This window comes from Actinopolymorpha sp. B11F2 (genome assembly GCF_040195635.1).
Lineage (GTDB): Bacteria > Actinomycetota > Actinomycetes > Propionibacteriales > Actinopolymorphaceae > Thermasporomyces.
Genome location: NZ_JBEFTX010000010.1, coordinates 1 through 21,779 on the forward strand (window position 1 = coordinate 1; position 21,779 = coordinate 21,779).

Genomic DNA, 21,779 nt, shown 5'->3' on the forward strand with positions numbered 1-21,779 from the left:
AACAAGCCGCAATCGCCGGGTACCTCCGCTGGCACAACAAGCGAGCACGACCGAAACGACGATTCGCGATCGACTCCAAGATCCGCCGCCCCGATTACCTACCCAACGTTGCTTGACGCAGCACTAGCGGCGACCCGCATCGCCGGTGTCGGGAGTGCAGCGAGTACGCCATCGGACGCTCGCCGATTGTGGGCGAGCAGCGTCACTGAGTCCATGGGACTGACGCGCCCGGTCCCGAACGTCGCGTTCAGTTCGGGGTAGCGGTGCGGCCGCAGGGTGAGGTCGGCCAGTCCGGCCTGACGAAGCCGGCGCAGCTCAGTACCCAGCGCCCGCGACACCTCAATGGCGTCCGGGGGATCCGCATTATTTCCGTCTTTCGTCAGCACCTGCTCCGCGAATCCTGAGTGTGATGGTAGCCATCAGTCGTTACGGCACATCTGCGTCCCAGGATAGGCCGACCGTGCTTGCGGCGGCGGTCATGCGCCGAGAGACACGGCGTTCCTGGTGGGTTATCCGCCCGCCTTTGCGCCGCCGTACGACTGTGAATGATCCGGATAAGTGGCAGGCAGGTCAAGTCAACCAAGCAACTGAGGAGATGCGCCGTAATGGACGAGCGATCCAACGGACATGAGGGCAGTGAAGGCAGTGTAAAAGACCGCAGAATTCATCATCTTCGCAATGCTCGGTGTCATCTGGACAGTGGTGGTAGGACGATGAGTCGCGAATCACCAAACCTCAAGTCAGGACTCGTGGCCTGGGTGTGGGATAGCAGCGTCCTCAAGGACCGTGGCTATACGCAGTCAGACTTGACGACTCTCCCACGAGTTCTGCTGAGACCCTGCCCACGGTGTCACGCCAAGCCCGGAGACCGGTGCATCAGCACGGGCAGCGGCCGTCCCATCGAAAGCCTCGACCATCAGCACGTCTCGCGGCGGATGCCTGGGCGAGCACAACAGAGTGACACGCGATCCAAACCGTAGGACCAAACGAAGCTTCGTAAGCAGTCGAGCAAATCGGTTCGCGACGTAGCTCGACGGCGAGAGCGCTACGTCAGCGCCTTGATCTCGGCCACGGCCTTACGGGGGTCCTGGGCATCGAAGACGAGTGACCCGGGCACGACGCCGTCGGTGCCTGCCGCGGCGAGGGCCGGCACCGTATGACGACGGATGCCGCCGTCCACGACGAGGAGCGGCCGGTCACCCGTGCTCCCGCGCGCCTCGGCGAGCGAGGCGACCCGGCCGGCGGTCGCCGGATCGAGTCCGACGCCCCTGACGCCGATCGCGGTCCCGAGCACGAGGACCCGGGAGACGGCCGGGAAGTGGGCGACCGCCTGGCCGATCCCCTGGTGGGTCTCCAGGCCGAGGGAGGGCTGGCACCCGAGGTCCCGGATCCGTTCGAGTGTCGCGTCGATGTCGATCCCAGGACCCATGTGCACGGTGATCATGTCTGCTCCGGCGTCGGCGAACCGGTCCGCCCAGTACGCGGGGTCGGTCACCATCAGGTGGACGTCGAGCAGCGCGGTGGTACGCCGGCGGAGGGCGGCGACGAGATCGGGCCCGAAGAGCAACTCGCGCGTGCGGTGCCCGTCGAAGACGTCGATGTGGAAGCCGTCCACGACGTCGGCCAGCGCCTCGACCGCATCGCCGAGGGCGAGCAGGTCCGCTGACCACAGTGAGACGTACGCCCGCATGGGTGATCCCTCCGGTTCGCCACAGGGTGGGTTCGTTTAGACTCGGTTTACGAGTCCAAACGAGCGAAAACGAATCTACATGAAGATCGACAGCGTCCGACTGGGCGTCATCGGGTGCGGGAGGATCGCCCAGGTCGCCCACCTCCCCGCGGTCGCCAAGGCCGACGGAGTGCAGCTGGTCGCGGTCAGCGACCCGAGCGAGACGCTCGCCCACGGCGTCGCCGCCCGCTACGGCGTGACCGGCTGCACCGACACCGGCGAACTGCTGGGGCATCGGCTCGACGCGGTCCTCATCGCCGCACCCGACCGACTGCATCTTCCGCTGGGCGTCCAGGCGCTGGAGGCGGGCAGGCACGTCCTCGTCGAGAAACCCGCCGCCGACACCGCAACCCACGCTGCCGAGTTGCAGGCCCGCGCCGAGTCCGCGGGCCGCAAGCTCCAGGTCGGCTCCATGCGACGGCACGATCCCGGCATGGCGTACGCCAAAGCCGCGATGGCCGAGCTCGGCACCATCCTCACCGCCACCAGCTGGTACCGCATTCCCGCAACCCTCCGCCGGCCTACCGAAGCGGCGTTGTTCCCGGCGCTGGTGGTCGACGAGGACGTCCGCGCCCGGGAGGCCGGCTTCAAGGCGGACCGGGACCGCTACCTGCTGCTCACCCATGGCGCGCACGTCTTCGACACGCTCCGGCTCCTCGTGGGCGAGCTCACGAACGTTCGTGCCCAGGTGGCCCACCATGGCCGCGACTACAGCTGGCATGGGACGTCCCGGCTCGCAGGCGGAGGCCTCGTCACGTTCGAGATCTCCGCCGACGTCCGCGGGGAGTACGCCGAGGGCATCGAGATCTACGGCGAACACGGCCACCTGAGCATCCGTTCGGACTTCCCGTTCTTCCGCCACGCCAGCCGCGTCCGCGTCCATCTGGACCGTACGCGCGAGACACGCACACCGGAGTTCGGTGCAAGTGACCCGTACCAGCGGCAGGTCGAGGCGTTCGCCCGTGCGATCGTGACGGACGCCCCGACCGACCCGTCGGGAGTCGACGGCGCGGCGGCGCTCCGGCTGATCGAGGCAGTGGCGACCAGCGCGGCTGCCGACGGCAAGGAGGTCGAGCCGTGAGTGGGACGCCGAAGCGGGCACCCGTCAACGCCGCTCCCGGTCCACCGGTGGAAACCGAAGTCGGCATCTTCGCGCGGACGTTCCGCCGGTCGAGCGCCGACGCGGTCGCCCACGCGGTCGCCGACGCGGGGTTCGGGCTCGTCCAGCTCAACCTCAACGCGTTCGGGCTGGCGACCATCCCCGCGACACACGATGTCGAACGGATCGACTACGGGGGGATCCGGGCGAGTTTCGCGCGACGACAGGTGCGCATCTTGGGCGTCTCCGCGACCTACAACTGCGTGCATCCCGACAGAGATCGCCGCAGTCGCGAGACGGCCGAGGCCGACGCGTTCATCCGGCACGCGGGTCAGCTCGGCGCCGACGTGGTGACGTTGTGCTCCGGCACTCGCGACCCCGACGACATCTGGCGGCGGCATCCCGGCAACGACGACGAGTCGGCCTGGTATGACCTCCGCGCCACCCTCGACAGGTTGCTGGCGGCCGCGGCGGCGGCGGGTGTGCGGCTCGGCATCGAACCCGAACCCGGCAACGTCATCAGCGATGCCGTCCACGCGCGCCGGCTGCTCGACGAGTTGGGTCCGGACGCCGACCTGATCAGCATCGTCCTCGACCCCGCCAACCTGCTCACTCCCGTGACCGCGGCCGGGCAGGATCGGATTCTCTCGGAGGCGTTCGACCTCCTCGGCTCATCGGTCGGGTGTCTGCACGCGAAGGATGTGCTGCCCGCCTCGGGTCACGCGGCCGCCGGCAGCGGGCTGCTCGACTACGACCTGGTTCTCAGCCTGCACGCCGCGCTCCCTCGAGTCGTCCCGCTGATCATCCAGGACGCCACCGAGGACGACGTGCCGCGCGTCCGAGGGTTCCTCCTCGACCGCCTGCACCGGCATTCGCGGAGGGTCCCGTGACGGCGGCGAAGCACGAGGGACGAGCCTTTACCGAGGAACGCAGGGCACGGATCCTGGAGATTCTCGACGCGCGCGGTCGGGTGCGCGTGGCCGAGCTTGCCGACCTGCTCGCGGTGGCCGAACCGACCGTACGCAAGGACATCACCGACCTCGACCGGCAGGGTCTGCTTCGGCGTACGCATGGCGGCGCACTCGCCCTGCGACCGGCGTACGAACCTGCTCTGGCCACCCGGGTCGAGCGAAACGTCGCCGCCAAACAGGCGATCGCGCGCGCCTGCCTGACCATGATCGACGACGGTGACGCAGTGTTTCTCGACAGTGGCAGCACGATCCTCGCCCTTGCCGAAGAACTCCGGCTGGCCGTCGCCAGTGGTCATCCCTCCCGTGCCGGCGGACATCCGTCCCACGTCAACGTCCTCACCAACGCGCTCGGTGTCGCACAGGTGCTGGCCGACGTACCCACCGTGCGACACACCGTCGTCGGTGGGCAGTTCCGCACGTTGGGCGGATGCTTTGTCGGTCCGCTGGCGCTCGAGTCCATCCAGCAGTTCACCGTCAACACCGCCTTTCTCGGTGTCACCGGACTGTCGACCTCCGGCTTCACCGTGGCCGACGTCGCCGACGCGCAGCTGAAGAACGCCGCCATGGACCGGGCGCGCAAGGTCGTGGTCGCGATGGACCAGCAGAAGGTCGGCGCCCACGATTTCCGGAAGGTCTGCGACCTCGACCGGATCGACACCCTCGTCACCGACACCGACGACCGGCACCTGCGGCAATGGTGCGCGGATGCCGGCGTCGACCTGGTGATCGCCGCGGCGATGAGCCGGCGCGACTGACCACCGAGCAGCGGAGGCGCGCGGCCGCTGGGCGCCGCGCTCGAGAGGTGATGATCACGTGGAAGGTGTCGATGCGGCGATCGCCGGGCAAGTAATGAGCTACGTGCCAACCGCAACGATCGACAGGGGGGCGCCACCGGATGCGGACAACCTTCGCCGGCTGCCTGACCCTTATCGCCGCCGGCCTGGCCTACTTCATCGCGATCGCGATCCTCCACCGCTAGAACGATGAGGACGAAGGTGCGTTCGTTCCTGCGCAACAACTCGTTGACCCTGGCCTTCGGGCTGGCCTTCCTCGCCACGTTGACCGCGCAGGCACTCGTCGGGCTCGCCGCTTTCAACGAACGGCAGGTTGCCGAGGGGTTTGCGCAGGTGTCGTTCGTTCACTTCGTTATGTCCTCGGATTTCGGTGTGGACGTGATGGAGAACTGGCAGTCGGAGTATCTCCAGTTCTTCCTCTACGTCTTCGGCACCGTCTGGCTGATCCAGCGCGGATCGCCGGAATCCAAGCCCGCGGACAAGACCGGCTGGGAATCCGACGAGGTGCAGCTGGTCGGTCCCCACGCCGACGAGAAATCCCCGGCCTGGGCACGAGCTGGTGGAATCCGGCTGAAGGTGTACTCCCATTCGCTCGCCCTCGTCATGGGAACGATCTTTCTCATGTCCTGGTTCGCCCAGTCCGTCGCCGGTCGGGTCGCCTACAACCAGACGCAGATCGGGCAACTCCAACTACCGCTGACGTGGCTGGAATACATCGTCTCCGCAGACTTCTGGAACCGCACCCTTCAGAACTGGCAGTCCGAGATGCTCGCGCTGGTCTCGATGGCGGTGTTGTCGGTCTACCTGCGCCAACGCGGATCGCCTGAATCCAAGCCGGTCGGCGCGCCACACGACACCGCTACCGGACGTACCGGATGAGCCGGCGTCGACTGTCCCGTGCCCTGACCCCGGTGCTGCGTCTGGCCAAGGCACTGCTGGTGGTCGCGGTGCTGCTCGTGGGGGCGGTCGGGTGCGGCGCGGTGCACGGTCGGGAGGACGCCGCCATCGCCGCCACGCGGGAGTTCCGACTCGCCCTCGCCCGCCATGACGGGGCCGCCGCCTGCGCTGTGGTGGCGCCGGAAACCCGCCGGGAGCTGGAGCAGCTGGCCCACGAGGCGTGCGTGCGCGCTGTGGTCGCGGAGGAGATTCCCGATGGACGAGGGGTGGTCCGCCGCGTGGACGTCTACGGCGACCAGGCAGTCGTGGAACTCGCCGCGTCCGGGGGCAAGCCCGGAGCGCAGGGAGACACGATCTTCCTCGCCGAATTTCCTTCCGGATGGAAGGTCGCGGCTGCCGGCTGCACCCAGCGTGGCGAACGCCCGTACGACTGCATCATCAAAGGAACGTAACCCGCCACGCATCTGATCCGACCGGACCGCTGCCACGATGCGGACGGTGGCACGTGCGGTCAGGGACGGATCAGGACCTTCACGGTTCCGTTCTTCTTCTGGAACATCTCGTACGCACCCGGGGCCTCGGAAAGCGGTACGTGATGGGTGGCGAACTCGTCCACGCCGAGCGGGTCCTCGTCGGTCAGGAGCGGAAGGATGTCGTCGACCCATCGCCGGACATTCGCCTGCCCCATCCGAAGCTGGATCTGCTTGTCGAAGAGAGTCAGCATCGGCAGCGGGTCGGCCATCCCGCCGTAGACCCCGCTGACGGAGATGGTGCCGCCGCGCCGGACGATATCGATCGCCAGGTAGAACGCATGCAGCCGGTCGACCCCGGCCTTCGCCATCACCTTCTCCGCCACCGCGTCCGGGAGCAGGCCGACGAGATGGTGGGCCACCTTCGCCGCCGGTGTCCCGTGCGCCTCCATGCCGACCGCGTCGATCACGGCATCGGTACCGCGTCCTTCGGTCATGTCCCGGATCACGTCAGGCAGGTCGCGGGTGTGCTCGCGCAGATCCAGCACCTCGGCGCCACGCCCGCGTACCCGTGCGAGCCGTTCGGGTACGAGGTCGACACCGATCACGCGATACCCGCGGTGGAGGGCGACCCGGCTGGCCATGTCGCCGATCGGTCCGAGTCCGAGGACGGTGATGCTGCCACCGTCCGGGACACCGGCGTACTCGACCGCCTGCCATGCCGTGGGAAGGACGTCCGACAGATAGACGAACCGGTCGTCGGGCGGCCCCTCCGGCACCTTGATCGGGCCGAACTGTGCCTGCGGCACCCGCAGGAACTCCGCCTGCGCACCGGGAACCTGGCCGTAGAGCTTCGTGTATCCGAACAGCGCGGCCCCCATGCCCTGCTCGCGGACCTGCGTGGTCTCGCACTGCGTGAAGAGCCCCCGCCGGCACATGAAGCAGGCACCGCAGGAGATCTGGAACGGCACCACCACCCGGTCCCCGGGCGCGATGTTCTCCACGCCGGCGCCGACTTCCATGACAACGCCCATCGGCTCGTGGCCGAGGACGTCGCCCACACTCAGAAACGGTCCCATCACCTCGTAGAGGTGCAGATCGGACCCGCAGATCCCGCTCGAGGTGATGCGGATGATCGCGTCGTTCGGTTCCTGGATCGCGGGATCGGGAACCTCGTCGACGCGGACATCGCGCCTGCCGTGCCAGGTCAGTGCCTTCATGGCTGAACACTTGCCCGACACAACGGATCGTTACGCACGTCGAGCGTTGCCGGCTAACCGTTTCCGCCCGTCCAGCGGGGGCAGCAGTGACGGCGTACGGATTGGTCGGTCCCCATGTCGGAAAGGGCACCCTGATGCCTGTCGAAGTCGTCGACGCGGTGGTGGTCGGCGCCGGCCCGAACGGGCTCGTCGCCGCCAACGTGCTGGCCGATGCCGGCTGGGAGGTCGTCGTGCTGGAGGCGACCGACGAAGCCGGCGGGGGCGTCCGTAGCGCCGAGCTCACCGCGCCCGGGTTCGTCAACGACGTGTGCAGCGCGTTCTATCCGCTGAGCGTGGCGTCGCCGCACATCACGTCGCTGGAGCTGGGGAAGTACGGCCTGACCTGGCGGCACGCTCCGGCCGTCCTCGCCCACATCCTGCCCGACGGTCGCTGCGCGGTGATGTCGCGGGACGTCGCCGCCACGGCCGCGTCCGTCGCGGAGTTCGCGGCCACGGACGGCGCCGCCTGGGAGCGGGAGTTCGCCCGCTGGATGCGGATCCGCGACGACCTGGTGCAGTCGCTGTTGCGACCCTTCCCGCCGGTACGCCCGGCCGCCCGGCTGCTGCGTACGCTCGGCGCCGCCGATGCCCTGCGGCTGGCCCGGCTCGGCATCATGCCGGCGCGGCGGCACGTGCAGGAGTGCTTCGAGGGCGAAGGCGCACAGCTGTTGATGGCCGGGTGCGCGCTCCACACCGACCTCGGACCCGACCACGCCGGCAGTGCGGTGTTCGGCTGGTTGCTGGCGATGCTCGGGCAGGACGTCGGGTTTCCGGTTCCCGAGGGCGGCGCCAGCCGGATCACCGAGGCACTCGTCCGCCGGTTCACCGAACGGGGCGGCCGGGTGGATCGCGGCCGGGCCGTCCACGACGTGCTCGTCGCTGGTGGCCGGGCGCTCGGGGTCCGTGACGCCGGGGGCGGGCTGGTCCGGGCCCGGCGGGCGGTGCTCGCCGACGTACCCGCACCGACGCTCTACCGCTCCCTCGTGGGTGCCGGCCACCTGCCCGCCCGGCTGGTCGACGACCTGGACCGGTTCGAGTGGGACTACGCCACGATCAAGATCGACTGGGCACTCTCCGGTCCGATCCCGTGGACGGCCCGCGCGGCGGCGGGCGCCGGGACAGTGCACCTCGGAGCCGACCTGGAGGGCCTCGTCGGTTTCGGTTCGGACCTGTCCCGCCGGCGGATACCCGAGCAGCCGTTCATCCTGCTCGGGCAGATGACCACCGCAGACCCGACCCGATCGCCAGCCGGAACCGAGGCGGTGTGGGCGTACACCCATGTCCCTCGTGGCGGGCGGTGGGACGCGGGCCGGCTGGTCCAGTTCGCCGAACGCATCGAAGGGGTCATCGACCGGCACGCGCCCGGCTTCTCCGGGCGGATCCTCGAGCGGTACCTCGCCGGGCCGGAGCAGCTCGTGGCGCACAACCCGAGCCTCGTCGGCGGCGCGATCAACGCGGGGACGTCGGCGCTGCACCAGCAGCTGGTGTTCAGGCCCGTGCCGGGTCTCGCCCGGACCGACACACCGATCGACCGGCTCTACCTCGCGAGCGCGTCCGCGCACCCGGGCGGAGCCGTCCATGGCGCGGCAGGCGCGAACGCCGCCCGCGCCGCGCTGGTCCGGTCCGGTATCGCCGGTGGTGTGTACGCGGCGACGATCCGCGCCGGTCATCGCCTCATCTACAACTGACGTACGTACGGCAGGCGACCGGACGGGACCTACGACGGACGGGAAGCGTGCGGGCCGCGCCCTTCGGCGAGGTCGACGAGCCGGTTCAGGCTCTCGTTGTTCCGGGGCCGGAACAACGTGGCCTGGGCGGCCTTCGGGAGCGACCTGAACGGCCCCTCCGCGATCTCCTCACCCATCGTGATCTCGCAGCCTCCGCTGTTTCGCGGATCGAGACGCACGCGGACCCGCGCTGCACCGACTGGCCAGATCCGGGCATGCACCTCGAGCAGGGAGTTGACCTCCATGGCGAGGACCTCGGTCGCGTCCTGGATCACCAGAGGCCACGGTCCGACGTTGTGGTGGATCTGGCTGCCGACGGCCGGCCAGTCCGGGTCCACCTTCCGGATGTGGGACGCACCCACCACCCAACTTGCGTACGACCAACCGTCCGCCAGCACCGCGAACACCCGTTCCGGCGACAACGACACTGTCCGGTTGACCTCAATCATGTCCACCCTCGCGGTGGTCGGAGCCGGCGGATCTCAGCCGGAGTCGGGCAGTACTGCACAGGCGACCTCCTTATGCGGGTACGAGCGCCCCTGCCCGCTGAGCCCGTCCACAAACGCTGTCGCCGCAGACCCGCCATGCCACGGCCCACGCTGCCGGACCCACCCCACGGCGGGGTTGTTCCGACACCGGTTCGAAGGGCCTCGCCAACCCGGACCAACACGGGCATACCGCAGCTGTTTGGCCGCAGGGTAACGCCAATCTGACCGGTTCATGGAGACCCTGTGACGTGCCGGAACCGTGCTGTATCGTGTCCGGCCATGCGTCTGCTGGTGGGTCCCACATGTGCAGGAAAGTCCACGCTCATCGATCGCTGGAGCGAGTTCTTCCCGGGAAGTGATCCCGGCAAGGTCCACTTCGCCTTCGAGATCGGCGACCAGTCCGCAATACCGACCGGTGTCGATGACGTCGTGCACTACAACCTCCTTCGGGGCTACCGGCGTAAGGCACCGAAGGCGATCGGGACAAGTGTGAGTCCGCTGCTGCCCGAGTTCCTCGACGCCGCGGACGAGATCATCGTCGTGGGCGCCCCGCTGTCGGTGCTGGTGAAGCGCGGCGCGGGGCGGACGAACATCGAGCCCAGCCACGAACAGCACGCGCACCGGCAGTTCAACCAGGAGTTCTGGGGCGGCGTACTCATGTCGCGCCATCTGGCGCAGGTCTTCGAGCACCTCGCCCTCGACCTGGACCGCTTGGGCAAACCCTGCCGCTACCTGTGCTCCAACGGTGACCTGCATGAGGACTTCCGGGAGTTGTCACGCTGGGACTTTCCCCGGCTGGCTCTCGATGACGCGGAGGAGATGTGCAGGCGCGGGCATCCCGAGCCCGTCCTCGAGGTGAGCGAAAGCTCCTACCAGGCTGACTACCGCGAAGGCTCCGCCAGGTCGGCACGCTCGGCAACCATGGCGCGGGCACTGCGGATGCCGGTGGACGGCAAGCGCGTGCTGGACATCGGATGCGCCGAGGGTGCCGCCGCGTTGAGCGCCCACCGGATGGGGGCGAAGGTCACGGCGATCGAGCCGTGGGGGCGCAGGTTCGAGCAGGCGAAGGCGATCGCGAAGGCACTGGACAGCAAGATCGACCTGCGCAACGTCACCCTGGACGGCCTTTCCGAGCCACCGAACTCCTTCCACGTCGTCCTTGCCCTCAACGTCATTCACCACCAACCGGATCCGTTCGCGTTCGTCCAGCGCGTGGCCGACCTCGCGTCGTCCCACCTGGTGCTGGAATATCCGGGCATCAACGACCGCAGGTTCAGGTCGACGTTCGACCACGAGGGTGACCTCCCGGAGGAGCTTCCGCTGATCGGCGTGAGCACCGTGAAGCAGGACCAGACCTTCGTCTTCAACCCGGCCAGTCTCGAGAGGTACCTGCTCGACACCCTGGCCATCTTCGGCAAGCACGAACTCATTCCTTCGCCGAAACCGAACCGGTGGATCTCTGTCTTCTCGCAGAAGAAGCCTTCGGCACGAGGGAAGGCGGGACAGGACTCACGCCCGGACCCGGAGTCCGCAACGCGCGCCGACGAGGTCATCCAGCTCAGGGATGCCCTGCGCAAGATGCAGCGGAGCCGGTCGTGGCGCCTGACCGCCCCACTGCGCCAAGCCAAGACCGGCCTGCGCCGAGTCAAGCGCCGGTTGGGGTAATCCCTGCCGTCACGGCAGATAGAACCCACCGTGACGGTAGCTAGGTCCCACTGTCACGGCAGGACAGCCCTCCGCGTCAGGTCAGGTAGCCCCACGAGCGGGCGTACGGTCTGACTTCTTCAGGAACTTCTGCGGGGTCGGGGAGCGGACGCCCTTCCTGGATCCGGCCGCTGCGAATCTTGCTGCTCCAGTCGCCGATGAACGGCCGGAACTTGCCATGCTTGCTCTGGCCGTAGTCCAGCATGCGGGGATCCCATCGGATACCCAGGAAGTGGCAGATCTCCTTCGTCACGCGCGCGGGGTCGTCGGTCAGGTCCTCGTACCGGACGACGAGCCCGGGTAGGGCCTGCTTCGCGGCCTCCACGCCCTTGAGGTAGGTCAGCGCCTCGTTGATCGTCGGCTCCAGCTCGCGGTCTGGCCTGGTCTCCATCAGTGACGCGACGATCGAGGCCGGATGGCGTAGCAGGAAGATGAAACGGGCGTTCGGCCAGCAGGCGGCCAACCGTTCGTACACGTTGGCGTTGCCGGGAGTCTTGTCCACGAAGATCCGCTTGCCGCTGCGGGACAGCTCGTGGTGCAGGACGCGATCCCAGAGCAGGTGCTCCAGCTCGTCCTTGTCGATGCCGAGTTCCTTGAACGCGATCTCGGCGTAGCGCTTCTCGAACTCCACCCGCAGACAGCGAAGGTGGAGTTCGTGCGGGGCGCAGATGTCCGGGTGGGTGTTGAGGATCACCCGCAGCAGCGTCGAGCCGGACCGGACCGACGAGATCACGAACACCGGCGAGGGAACGAGCCTGCTCTTCGTCGACGCCTTTGCGACCGGCTTGGGTGACTGCCGCCTCCACCGGGACGACGCTCGGACCAACCTGCGGGCCCGCTTGGCCGTGTTGTACAGCCGTGGATGGCGCGCAAGTCGCGCCCTGAGCTCGCCCCGTAACTGCGGCGACGTCATGAGGTTGCCTCGGCTTCCGCTCTGTTCACCAACCTGACGGTCAAGGGATGGTAACGGTGATCACTGAAAAAGCCGAACCACGTAAGCGAGACGGCCAGATGCGGAAACTTCCACATCGACTGGTGGTCACCGCATGACTACCCGGAGCGGGCCCTCGCCGGGCCGATGTGGTCTCGGCGGCTGACGGCTCACCTCTTCTCTGCGGCAGCCTGCCCTTCGCCGCGTACGTTGGAAGGGTTTGACACGATGGCGACCATGCCCACGTCGTTGACCCTCGCCGAGGCCCAGCGGCGTGCCCGGCTCGTGAACGTGCATGCGTACTCCGTCGATCTCGACTTCACCCGTGGCGAGGAGGTGTTCGGCTCCTCGACGGTGATCCGGTTCGGGTGCACCGAACCTGGTGCCGCGACCTTCGCAGAACTCCGGCCGGTCACGTTGCACAAGGCGGTACTCAACGGTCGCGACCTGGATCCCGGCTCGCTGCGCGACGGCAGGCTGCCCCTCACCGACCTCGCGGCCAACAACGAGCTTCGCGTCGAGGCGGACATGCGCTACACCCGCACCGGCGAAGGCATGCACCGCTTCACCGATCCCGCCGACGGCGAGGTCTACGTCTACACGCAGTGCGCACCCGACGAGGCGCCGGGGGTCTTCGGTTGCTTCGACCAGCCCGACCTCAAGGCGCCCTTCGACATCGCCGTCACCGCACCAACGCACTGGACCGTGCTGAGCAACGGCGTGGCTGAGTCCAGCGCCAACGGGCGTTGGAGTTTCGCGACGACCCCGCCGATCAGCACCTATCTGGCCGTCGTGGTCGGCGGTGCGCTGCATTCGGTGCGTACGGAACACGACGGTATCCCGCTCGGCCTGCACTGCCGGAAGTCGCTCGCACCTTCTCTCACAGCGGATTCGGAGGAGATCTTCGACATCACGAGGCGCAGCTTCGACCGGTACCACGAAACGTTCGCAGAGCGGTACGCCTTCGGCAAGTACGACCAGGCGTTCGTGCCCGAGCTCAACTGGGGTGCCGTCGAGAACCCTGCGTGTGTGACGTTCAGCGAGAACCACGTGTTCCGCGGGGCTGTCACCGACACCGAACGCCAGACCCGCGCCATCGTGATCGCGCACGAGTTGGCGCACATGTGGTTCGGCAACCTGGTCACGATGCGGTGGTGGGACGACCTGTGGCTCAACGAGTCGTTTGCCGAGTACATGGGCTACCAGGTGGTCACCGACACCGGTCTCATGCCCCATGCCTGGACCAGTTTCGCCGTTTCCCGCAAGCCCTGGGGATCCGACGCCGACCAGCGTGCCTCCACCCATCCCGTCGCGGCACAGCGCATCGACAACGTGGCAGACGCACTGGTGAACTTCGACGGCATCTCCTACGCCAAGGGCGCCTCAGCCTTGCGGCAGCTGGTCGCGTGGGTCGGGGAGGAGGCCTTCCTGGCGGGTGTCAACGCACACTTCGCACGTCACCGCTTCGGCAACGCCGGGCTCGCCGACCTGGTTGACGCGCTCGCCCGGTCCAGTGGGCGTGACGTGCACGGGTGGACCGAGCGGTGGTTGCGGACGAGCGGCGTCGACACGATCCGCACGGAGCTGACCGACCGGAACGGCGCGGTGACCTCCGCCGACCTCATGCACACCGGAAGTGGTGGCGGCAAGGAGGGCTTACGCCCGCACCGGATCGTGGTCGGTGCGTACGACCTGAGGAAGGACCACGCCGGTGTGCGCCAGCTGGTGCGGCGCGAACAGTTCGAGGCGGACCTTGCCGCCGACCCGGTGCCGGAGCAGCGTGGGGAGGATGCGCTCCGGTCCGCCCTCGCGCCGCTCGTGGGTGCGCGGCGTCCCGACCTGCTGGTCCTCAACGACGGCGATCGCAGCTACACGAAGGTACGCCTGGATCTTCGATCCTGGGCGACGGTCACGGAAGCGCTGTCCACCGTCGACGATGCGCTGACCCGGGCCCTGCTGTGGTCCATCGCCCGTGACATGGTGCGCGACGCGGAACTCCCGCCCGCCGAGTACATCAACCTCGTCGAAGCCCACCTCCCCGCCGAGCCCGTCGTCGCCATCGTCGAGGCCGTGCTGGCCTTCGCCAGGCACGAGGTCGCTGACCGTTACCTGGCACCGGACGGCCGCGCCGCCGCGCTTGGCACGTTGACCGGCGCCTGCCGCGCCATTCTCCGGCGTACGGCTCCCCCGCGTACGACTCCCCCGCGTACGACTCGCCGGCGTACGACTCTCCGGCGTACGACTCTCCGGCGTACGACAGGGAACGACGAGTACGACACCGGCGTAGGACTGGCCGCCCTCCGCGGGCTCATCGAGTCGGAGGAGACCGGCGGCGGTCTGGACGAGCTCCAAGGCTGGCTCGCGAACGAACGGATCCCCGGTGGTCCCGCCCTGGATCCCGAACTGCGCTGGCTGCTGCTGCGGCAGCTCTGCATCGCCGGTGCGGCCGGTGAGCCCGAGATCGCGGCGGAGCTGGAACGAGATCCCAGCGGTGTCGGCCAGCAGCGGGCGACCACCTGCCGCGCGGCCCTTCCGGACGGTGCGGCGAAGGAGCGCGCGTGGCGGCAGCTGTTCGCCGACGGCGAGCTGTCCAAGCAGCTCCTCGACGCCACGGCGTCCGGCTTCTGGCAACCGAGTCAGCCGTCGTGGACGGCGGCCTTTGTCGAGCGGTACTTCGCCGAGGTCCCAAAAGCCGGGCGCCTCGGCCAGGCGGTGGCCGCCGCGCTCGGCCACACGCTGTTTCCGGCCCACGCCGCGACGCCTGCGACCGTACGCCTCGCCGAGGAGTGCCTGGCCCGTGACGACCTCACGCCCACGCTGCGGCGATTCCTCGGTGACCGGCTCGACGATCTGCGCCGCGCCGTCAGGGTCCGCGCCGACAATGCACCGGAGGCCAGCTGATGTCCCTCGCCGGTCGGGTGGAGCAACCCGTCCTTGACAGCCGCGTGCTCGCCTCGAATCTCCCGGGCGATCCCGAGCGGCGACATCTACTTCGAGTTCGGCTATCTCCCCGATCTCGCCAAGCTGCACGCGAACCTGCAACGTTTCGGCGGCCTCGACCGCTACATCGAGAAGATTCCGGAGATCAAACCGAAGACACATGATCCGTTCTTCTCCGTACTCGGCATGCTCTGCTATGGCGCGGCCTTCGCGCCGAACCCCGAAGCCCACCGTGGTTTCGACCTGCCGATCGACCTGGAGACCGGTGCGCTCCGCCAGGACGTCTGGGAGCGCTGGCTGGCGTGGGATCCGGTCCGGCTCATCGACCGGCCCGAGTACCAGCGGGCGTGGCGCGGGCTTCGCCACCTCTACCTCCACGTCGGGTTGTGGAACGAGCTGAACTTCCAGATCGGTACGCGGGTAATGGCGGGAAAGCTTGCCGAGCTGGGAATCCCGGCCGACGTGGAGTACTTCGACGACGGCCACATGGACGTGTCCTACCGCTACGACATCTCCCTCCCACGCCTGGAGGCGGCCCTCCGCGCCTAGTCCGCTGCCTTCGACGGATAACCGCCTTTACGCCCAGCGGTCCTCTGCTGTCAGCGGATCTGGTGGACAGTGTGTCCGCCGGTCGTCAACCCTTGCCTCCATGTCACAGGGCGAGGGCCGACGTCACGGTTCCCTTCTTCGCCACCATGACTTTCGGCTCGCCTGGTGCGCCGATGCCGTGAGCCTGACCGGCACGGCTGTGACAAGAGTGGCGCTCCCACTGGTCGCGATCGACACCCTGGCCGCCTCGCCGTTCGAGGTCGGGGTGTTGGCAGCGATGACCTGGCTGCCGCAACTTCTCCTCTGCCTACCGGCAGGCGTGTGGGTTGACCGTGTGCGCCGGCGACCGACGATGGTGGCCGCCGATCTGGGACAGGCGCTCCTCGTGTCGCTGGTACCGCTGGCCGCGTGGGCTGGGCTGCTCCAGTTGTGGTTGTTGTATGCCGTCGCGGCGACGACCGGTGCGCTGTCGATGCTGTTCGGACTGGGCTGGGCCGCCTACCTTCCGGCTCTGATCGGCCGCGACCGACTGGTAGAAGGCAACAGCACGCTCGAGGCGACGCGCACCGTTGTCGGTATCGGCGGTCCTGGGCTGGGCGGCCTCCTCGTCCAGGCGATGACCGCGCCGTTGGCGCTCATCGCCGATGCCGCCAGCTTCGTCCTTTCCGCGCTCGGGCTCGCCCGGATCCGGGCCACTGAGCCCGAACCCCTCCCACCGGACCGCCCAGCGCTCGCCCAGCTTGGTCAAGGATTCCGATTCCTCGTGGCACGTCCGATCGCCGGCGTCTTCGTGGTGTTCTTCACACTCGCTGCGGTGGTGGTCACGGCCCAGCAGGCCCTGCTGGTGGTCTTTCTCGTTCGTTCCGTCGGGTTGTCGCCGATCTCCATCGGTACCTTGCTGGCGGTAAGCGGAGTCGGGGGGTTCATCGGCGCCCTGCTCACTCCCCGCCTCTCCACGCTCCTCGGCACCGGGCGCGCGGTCTGGTTGGCGATCGGGATCACGTTTCCGTTCGGTCTGCTCATCCCGCTGACCCGACCCGGGCTCGGCCTCGCGAGCTACGTCGTTGGCGCCGGTGTCCTCGCGGCCGGAATCGCCGCTACCAACATCATCGCTTTCAGCTTCCTGTTGACCATCACTCCCAGCGACCTCCTCGGCCGGGTGGCATCGGTCGCACGTGTGCTCCAGAACGCGGGTCACGTGCTCGGCGGTCTTGCTGGCGGTGCCCTCGGCGGCTGGCTCGGCGTACGACACGGCTTGTGGGTGGTCATGGTCGCACTTGTCGCGGTGGCGGCGTTCGTCACCGCTTCGCCGTTGCGCCGTGTCCGCGACCTCCCGACCTACCCGGAATGACCTGAGCGTGCGCTCATCTCCTCAGTCGTCGGCGTACTCGAAGACGAGTCCGTGCTCGCCCTGCGCCACTTCCACCCGGTGGTGGTCCCCCCGGTCCGTCGTCGAGTAGCAGTAGAAGCCGGTACGTCCCATCGGCACAAGCTTCTTCTCCGGGATGCCGTCGTCGCAGCGCAGGTCGGTGGCGCCGGTCGGACTCACGTCGCGCCAGAAACCGGCGAATGCCCCCTCCCGGGTCAGGATCGCTTTCTCGCTCTTCGCGTCCCACTGGAAAACTGTCATGCCGAGGCCCGTGGTGACGTCGGTGATGGAGACCGTGTACGGAACGTCGATCCCGTCATAGGTGACGGTGCAGCCAAAGTCCTGTGCGCTGTCCGGTACCTCGGTGAGCTCGCACTCGACGCTTGTCTGCCGGGTGACGCCGGCTCCCTCGATCACCTTCCGCTGCAGGTCGTACGCAATCTCGGCCATGCCGCCGTTCTCGGGCTCCGGAACAGCCGGAGACGGTTCCGCCGTACCGGTGGCGGGTTTCGACACTGCCACTCCCTGGTCGGCCCACGGGTCGCGGATCTCGAACCAGTAGAAGGCGGCCGCGGCCAGCGCGACGAACACGACCAAACCAAGGCAGCCCTCGGCCGACGGCACGCCAGTTGACCTGACCTTCGGCACGCGGCTGGCACCAGGCGTCGGACTGGACACGCACTTCACCCCCGTGGGAACCCCCGGCGTCGGCTGCCGGGGCCGGATCACCCGTGACAGGCAGCAATGCTCGACAGGTGGGTGAGGCAGTTCAAGCCATTTCGACCACGGTCGAAATGGCCATCCCGGCGCCCGTGGCGAGGACGGCCCTGAAGTCAGGGCTCTCAGGGACCGCGACGTCCGAGCAGGTGTGCGCCCAACGGGGTGAGGGTGTGAACGACGGTGTTGACGACCCGGCGGCTGGCGATGAGGCCGGCTTCGCGGAGTACGGCAGTGTGGTGGCTGATCGTTGCCGGTGACACGCCCACGTGCGAGGCAAGGCGCCTCGTCGGGCGTCCGTCCCCGATGGCGAGCAGCACCGCCGCGCGGGTCGCGCCGAGCAGGTTCTCCAGTGCCTCTTCGCTCCACCCCGCCGGCCGAGTGGGTGCCCCGGCCTGCGTGGGCACGACCGCGGGCGCCATGGCCGTCCCGTACGCCGCGGCTGGGTAGACGAGGACCGGCTGCATGTCCGAGTCGACCAGCGCAACCGGGAAGCGGTCGCAGAAGTACGACGGGATCAGGACCAGGCCGCGGCCGTCGAGCCGTACGGTGAGCTCGCGGGGATAGGCCGCCAGAAGCGTGGGTTCCTGCCAGCGAGCAAGGGGCCAGAGGCTGGCCAGCAACCCGTTGACGCCGCCGTCGACCAGGCTCTGCGTGCGCACCGCACGGTCGGCGTCGATGCAGACCGAGAGCGGTTCCATCGACGGCGCGAGCGCGACGTCGTAGTACGACCGCAGTGCACGCCCCAGCGAGTGGCGCATGGCGCGGTCTCCGGCAGCGAGCTTCTTCGCCCAGCCAGGCACGGCGGTCCGGGACGCCATGATGGCGAACTGCTCCGCCATCGTGGCTGACGGCGTACTCACCACCGCATCGATTCCGGCGTCCACACCTTCCGCGGCCTCGCCGGGGGTGAGAAAGTCCGGGAAGTACGTCGCCACAGGGGCGAGCGGGAACAGCAACCTTCTCACCTCTGCGGCGATCCCGCGCTCCCCCACCTGCCGGGCGACCTGGGCCCGCCACTTCTGGTGCCGAGCCGGGGATCTGCGACTCTGCAGCACGTGCAGGCTGAGGACCAGTTCCCACAGGGGATCCGGCGCTGACGCGACCCGGGTGCGAGCGACGTCGGCAGTCGTGAAGTGGATCTTCAGCACATCCACATGGTGACTCACGGCACGCACTTTGTGGACATATCGTCGCCCGCCGGCCCGGACGGTGGGACAGTGGCCGGCTCACCTGGGTGGCGCCACCCGCTCACCTGTCACCCACACCGACGACACCAGTGGGACGCCTGGACGGTAGGCGAGGTAGTCGTAGGTCGGCGCCTCGAGCACCACCAGATCCGCCGGCCGGCCGGGCGTGAGCCCACCGACATCCGTACGCCGCAACGCCCTCGCACCACCCGCGGTCGCCGCCCACACCGCCTCGGCCGGGGTCATCCGCATCTCGCGTACGGCGAGGGCGAGACAGAACGCCATGCTCGAGGTGTACGACGACCCCGGGTTGCAGTCGGTCGCCAGGGCGAGGACCACACCCGCGTCGAGGAGTCGGCGCGCGTCCGGATACGGCGTACGGGTGGAGAACTCCACGCCTGGAAGGAGAGTCGCCACGGTGCCCGAGTCGGCGAGAGCCGCGACGTCCGCGTCGGACAGGTGGGTGCAGTGGTCGACCGAGGCGGCACCGACCTCGCAGCCCAACGCGACTCCGCCGCCGGGACCCAACTGGTTGGCGTGCAGCCTCGGCATCAGACCGCGCGCCATGCCCGCCCGCAGAACCTCGCGGGCCTGGTCGACATCGAATGCGCCTCGCTCGCAGAACACGTCGATCCACCGGGCGTGTGGCGCGCACGCGTCGAGCATGGCGCCGGTGACGAGATCGACGTACGCATCCGGCCGGCCGGCGTACTCCGGCGGCACCACATGCGCGCCCAGGAACGTCGTCTCCACCGTCAAGCGGCGCGCCAACCGCAGGGCACGGGCCTCGTCCTCGACGGTCAGCCCGTAGCCGGACTTCACCTCGACCGTCGTCGTGCCCTGCGTACGCATCTCCATGATCAACCGGGACGCGTTGCTGGCAAGGTCATCGTCGCTCGCGGCTCGCGTCGCCGCGACCGTCGACTGGATTCCGCCTGCCGTATAAGGGCGACCGGCCATCCGCGCCGCGAACTCCCCCACCCGGTCGCCGGCGAACATCAGGTGGGCGTGGCTGTCCACGAAGCCGGGAATGACGCACCGGCCGTCGAGGTCGATCCGTACGTCGCTCACCGGCGCGGAGGCCGATGGGCCGACCCAGACCACCCGCCCACCTGCCATGACGAGCGCCGCATCGGGCAGCGCACCGAGTGCCGTCCCGTCGCCCATGGCCGGATCCATGGTGACGAGCAGCCCGATCCCGTCCAGCAGGGTCGACGTCGCCGCCGGCTCGGACACCATACGAGCCAGATTAACGAGCGAGTGCGACGCGACAGGTCCGCGACGACGGGAATACTGAGCACCATGACCGCCGCCCCGGTGACCGTCGTTCCCGTCAGCCCATCACCGCTCACCGAGGCCGAGGTGGTGGCGGTCGCCCGTTCCGACGCCCGCGTGGAGCTGACCCGCGAGGCGTGGACGGCGATCGCGGCCGGGCGGGCCGTGGTCGACGACCTGGCCACCTCCGACCGCCCTGCGTACGGCATCTCGACGGGTTTCGGCGCGCTCGCGACCCGCCACATCCCGCCTGACCGGCGGGCCCACCTGCAGCGCAGCCTGATCCGTTCGCACGCGGCGGGCACCGGCGCCGGGGTCGAACGCGAGGTCGTGCGGGCGATGATGCTGCTCCGCCTGCGGACGCTGGCCACGGGCCACACCGGCGTCCGCCCGGCGACCGCCCGCACCCTGGCGGCTGTGCTGAACGCGGGGATCACGCCGGTAGTCCCGGAGTACGGCAGCCTCGGGTGCTCCGGCGACCTCGCCCCGCTCGCCCACGTCGCGCTCGCGCTGACCGGCGAGGGAGACGTGCGGACGAACGACGGTACCCAGCAACCGGCCGCCGAGGCACTCGCCGCTGCCGGCATCGAGCCGGTCGTCCTGGCGGAGAAGGAGGGTCTCGCCCTCATCAACGGCACCGACGGCATGCTCGGCATGCTGCTGCTGGCCTGCCACGACCTGGAGCGGCTCCTCGCAAGCGTCGACGTCGCGGCGGCCATGAGTGTGGAGGCGCTTCTCGGGACCGACCGGGTGCTCGCCGCCGACCTGCAGGAACTCCGTCCGCACCCCGGCCAGGCGGCGGCCGCGCGCCACATGCGGGCCCTCCTCGCCGGGTCGGCGATCGTCGCGAGCCATGCCGGACCCGCCGACACCCGGGTACAGGACGCGTACTCGCTGCGCTGCGCGCCCCAGGTCAACGGCGCTGCCCGCGACACGCTCGCTCACGCCCGGACCGTGGCGGGCTACGAACTCGCCGCGGCCATCGACAACCCCGTCGTCGTGACCGACGGGGATGGTCGAGGCGGGCGGGTGCAGTCCAACGGCAACTTCCATGGCGCGCCGCTTGCGTACGTCCTCGACTTCCTCGCCATCGCGGTGGCCGACGTGGCGAGCATGTCCGAACGACGGACCGACCGGTTCCTCGACGTCGCCCGCAACCATGGGCTGCCGGCGTTCCTCGCGGACGATCCGGGGGTCGACTCGGGGCACATGCTGGCGCAGTACTCGGCGGCGGGGATCGTGAGCGAGCTGAAGCGGTTGGCGGTACCGGCGAGCGTCGACTCGATCCCGAGCTCGGCGATGCAGGAGGACCACGTGTCGATGGGCTGGTCGGCGGCACGGAAGCTGCGGCGGGCGCTCGACGGGTTGACCCGGGTGGTGGCGATCGAGTTGCTCACCGCGGCCCGTGGACTCGACCTCCGGGCGCCACTGCGCCCCGCTGCCGCGACCGACACCGTACGCCGAGCACTGCGCGAGCGGGTGCCCGGCCCCGGTCCTGACCGCCAGCTGTCGGTCGAGATCGAGGTCGCGGTGGATTTCGTCCGTTCCGGAGCCGTTCTCGCCGCCGCGGACTCGGTCACCCCGCGTGGATGAGGGCGCCCCTGCGCCAAAACAGAGCTCGGCCCAAAGGTGTCCGACCCCGTGAGCGGGTAGACCCAATGTGCAAGACA

Annotated in this window: 19 protein-coding genes; 12 read left to right on the forward strand and 7 right to left on the reverse strand. The window is 68.9% G+C overall.

Annotation, left to right across the window (positions count from 1 at the left end; genetic code table 11):
- Positions 1 to 713 precede the first annotated feature (713 nt).
- Complete coding sequence (locus ABN034_RS34465) at positions 714 to 980, forward strand: zinc finger domain-containing protein (protein WP_502879063.1); 267 nt, start codon at positions 714 to 716, stop codon at positions 978 to 980.
- 65 nt (positions 981 to 1,045) lie between these two features.
- Here the strand turns inward: ABN034_RS34465 and ABN034_RS18625 are convergent, their stop codons facing one another.
- Entirely contained in the window at positions 1,046 to 1,690 is a 645-nt protein-coding gene (locus ABN034_RS18625; protein ID WP_349692247.1) for a ribulose-phosphate 3-epimerase, read from the reverse strand.
- Positions 1,691 to 1,769: 79 nt separating this feature from the next.
- Here ABN034_RS18625 and ABN034_RS18630 point away from each other — a divergent pair, with 79 nt between their 5' ends.
- The 5 genes from ABN034_RS18630 (at position 1,770) to ABN034_RS18650 (ending at position 5,942) form a co-directional block, all read left to right on the forward strand.
- On the forward strand, positions 1,770 to 2,810 hold the full coding sequence (locus ABN034_RS18630) for a Gfo/Idh/MocA family protein (protein ID WP_349692248.1): 1,041 nt from the start codon (positions 1,770 to 1,772) through the stop codon (positions 2,808 to 2,810).
- Positions 2,807 to 3,718 (forward strand): sugar phosphate isomerase/epimerase family protein, encoded by a 912-nt coding sequence (locus ABN034_RS18635; RefSeq protein ID WP_349692249.1) that lies wholly within the window; start codon positions 2,807 to 2,809, stop codon positions 3,716 to 3,718. The genes ABN034_RS18630 and ABN034_RS18635 overlap by 4 nt, the downstream gene beginning before the upstream one ends.
- Positions 3,715 to 4,554, forward strand: coding sequence for a DeoR/GlpR family DNA-binding transcription regulator (locus tag ABN034_RS18640; protein ID WP_349692250.1), 840 nt, complete (start codon positions 3,715 to 3,717; stop codon positions 4,552 to 4,554). Before ABN034_RS18635 ends, ABN034_RS18640 begins: the two co-directional genes overlap by 4 nt.
- A gap of 228 nt (positions 4,555 to 4,782) precedes the next feature.
- Positions 4,783 to 5,472 carry a DUF6766 family protein gene (locus ABN034_RS18645; RefSeq protein ID WP_349692251.1) on the forward strand — a complete coding sequence of 230 codons (690 nt, stop codon included), beginning with the start codon at positions 4,783 to 4,785 and terminating at the stop codon, positions 5,470 to 5,472.
- The gene (locus ABN034_RS18650) at positions 5,469 to 5,942 is read left to right on the forward strand and encodes a hypothetical protein (RefSeq protein ID WP_349692252.1); all 474 of its coding nucleotides are present in this window, start codon (positions 5,469 to 5,471) and stop codon (positions 5,940 to 5,942) included. The genes ABN034_RS18645 and ABN034_RS18650 overlap by 4 nt, the downstream gene beginning before the upstream one ends.
- Positions 5,943 to 6,001: 59 nt before the next feature.
- On the opposite strand, the gene ABN034_RS18655 is transcribed toward ABN034_RS18650, so the two are convergent.
- Positions 6,002 to 7,180 carry an alcohol dehydrogenase catalytic domain-containing protein gene (locus ABN034_RS18655; protein ID WP_349692253.1) on the reverse strand — a complete coding sequence of 393 codons (1,179 nt, stop codon included), beginning with the start codon at positions 7,178 to 7,180 and terminating at the stop codon, positions 6,002 to 6,004.
- Between the two features lie 134 nt (positions 7,181 to 7,314).
- Between ABN034_RS18655 and ABN034_RS18660 the strand changes: the two genes are divergently transcribed.
- A complete protein-coding gene (locus ABN034_RS18660) occupies positions 7,315 to 8,907 on the forward strand; it encodes a phytoene desaturase family protein (RefSeq protein WP_349692254.1) in 1,593 nt (530 codons plus the stop codon).
- A gap of 29 nt (positions 8,908 to 8,936) precedes the next feature.
- On the opposite strand, the gene ABN034_RS18665 is transcribed toward ABN034_RS18660, so the two are convergent.
- Positions 8,937 to 9,395 (reverse strand): SRPBCC family protein, encoded by a 459-nt coding sequence (locus ABN034_RS18665; protein ID WP_349692255.1) that lies wholly within the window; start codon positions 9,393 to 9,395, stop codon positions 8,937 to 8,939.
- 318 nt (positions 9,396 to 9,713) lie between these two features.
- Here ABN034_RS18665 and ABN034_RS18670 point away from each other — a divergent pair, with 318 nt between their 5' ends.
- Complete coding sequence (locus ABN034_RS18670) at positions 9,714 to 11,099, forward strand: class I SAM-dependent methyltransferase (protein ID WP_349692256.1); 1,386 nt, start codon at positions 9,714 to 9,716, stop codon at positions 11,097 to 11,099.
- Positions 11,100 to 11,175: 76 nt separating this feature from the next.
- Here the strand turns inward: ABN034_RS18670 and ABN034_RS18675 are convergent, their stop codons facing one another.
- Positions 11,176 to 12,051, reverse strand: a complete 876-nt coding sequence (locus tag ABN034_RS18675; protein ID WP_349692257.1) for a sulfotransferase family protein — start codon at positions 12,049 to 12,051, stop codon at positions 11,176 to 11,178.
- A gap of 255 nt (positions 12,052 to 12,306) precedes the next feature.
- Between ABN034_RS18675 and pepN the strand changes: the two genes are divergently transcribed.
- From pepN to ABN034_RS18690, 3 genes are all read left to right on the forward strand, one after another.
- Positions 12,307 to 14,970, forward strand: coding sequence for an aminopeptidase N (pepN, locus tag ABN034_RS18680; protein WP_349692258.1), 2,664 nt, complete (start codon positions 12,307 to 12,309; stop codon positions 14,968 to 14,970).
- Positions 14,971 to 15,003: 33 nt separating this feature from the next.
- Positions 15,004 to 15,558: an alpha/beta hydrolase gene (locus ABN034_RS18685; RefSeq protein WP_349692259.1), complete on the forward strand. Its 555-nt coding sequence runs from the start codon at positions 15,004 to 15,006 to the stop codon at positions 15,556 to 15,558.
- Positions 15,559 to 15,658: 100 nt separating this feature from the next.
- Positions 15,659 to 16,909, forward strand: a complete 1,251-nt coding sequence (locus tag ABN034_RS18690; protein WP_349692260.1) for an MFS transporter — start codon at positions 15,659 to 15,661, stop codon at positions 16,907 to 16,909.
- Positions 16,910 to 16,930: 21 nt separating this feature from the next.
- Here ABN034_RS18690 and ABN034_RS18695 read toward each other — a convergent pair whose 3' ends face one another.
- From ABN034_RS18695 to hutI, 3 genes are all read right to left on the reverse strand, one after another.
- Complete coding sequence (locus ABN034_RS18695; protein ID WP_349692261.1) at positions 16,931 to 17,605, reverse strand: hypothetical protein; 675 nt, start codon at positions 17,603 to 17,605, stop codon at positions 16,931 to 16,933.
- Positions 17,606 to 17,769: 164 nt separating this feature from the next.
- Positions 17,770 to 18,813: an ArsR/SmtB family transcription factor gene (locus ABN034_RS18700; RefSeq protein WP_349692262.1), complete on the reverse strand. Its 1,044-nt coding sequence runs from the start codon at positions 18,811 to 18,813 to the stop codon at positions 17,770 to 17,772.
- A gap of 60 nt (positions 18,814 to 18,873) precedes the next feature.
- The gene (hutI, locus tag ABN034_RS18705) at positions 18,874 to 20,073 is read right to left on the reverse strand and encodes an imidazolonepropionase (RefSeq protein ID WP_349692263.1); all 1,200 of its coding nucleotides are present in this window, start codon (positions 20,071 to 20,073) and stop codon (positions 18,874 to 18,876) included.
- A gap of 63 nt (positions 20,074 to 20,136) precedes the next feature.
- On the opposite strand from hutI, the gene hutH reads away from it, so the two are divergent.
- A complete protein-coding gene (hutH, locus tag ABN034_RS18710) occupies positions 20,137 to 21,702 on the forward strand; it encodes a histidine ammonia-lyase (RefSeq protein ID WP_349692264.1) in 1,566 nt (521 codons plus the stop codon).
- Positions 21,703 to 21,779: the final 77 nt, after the last annotated feature.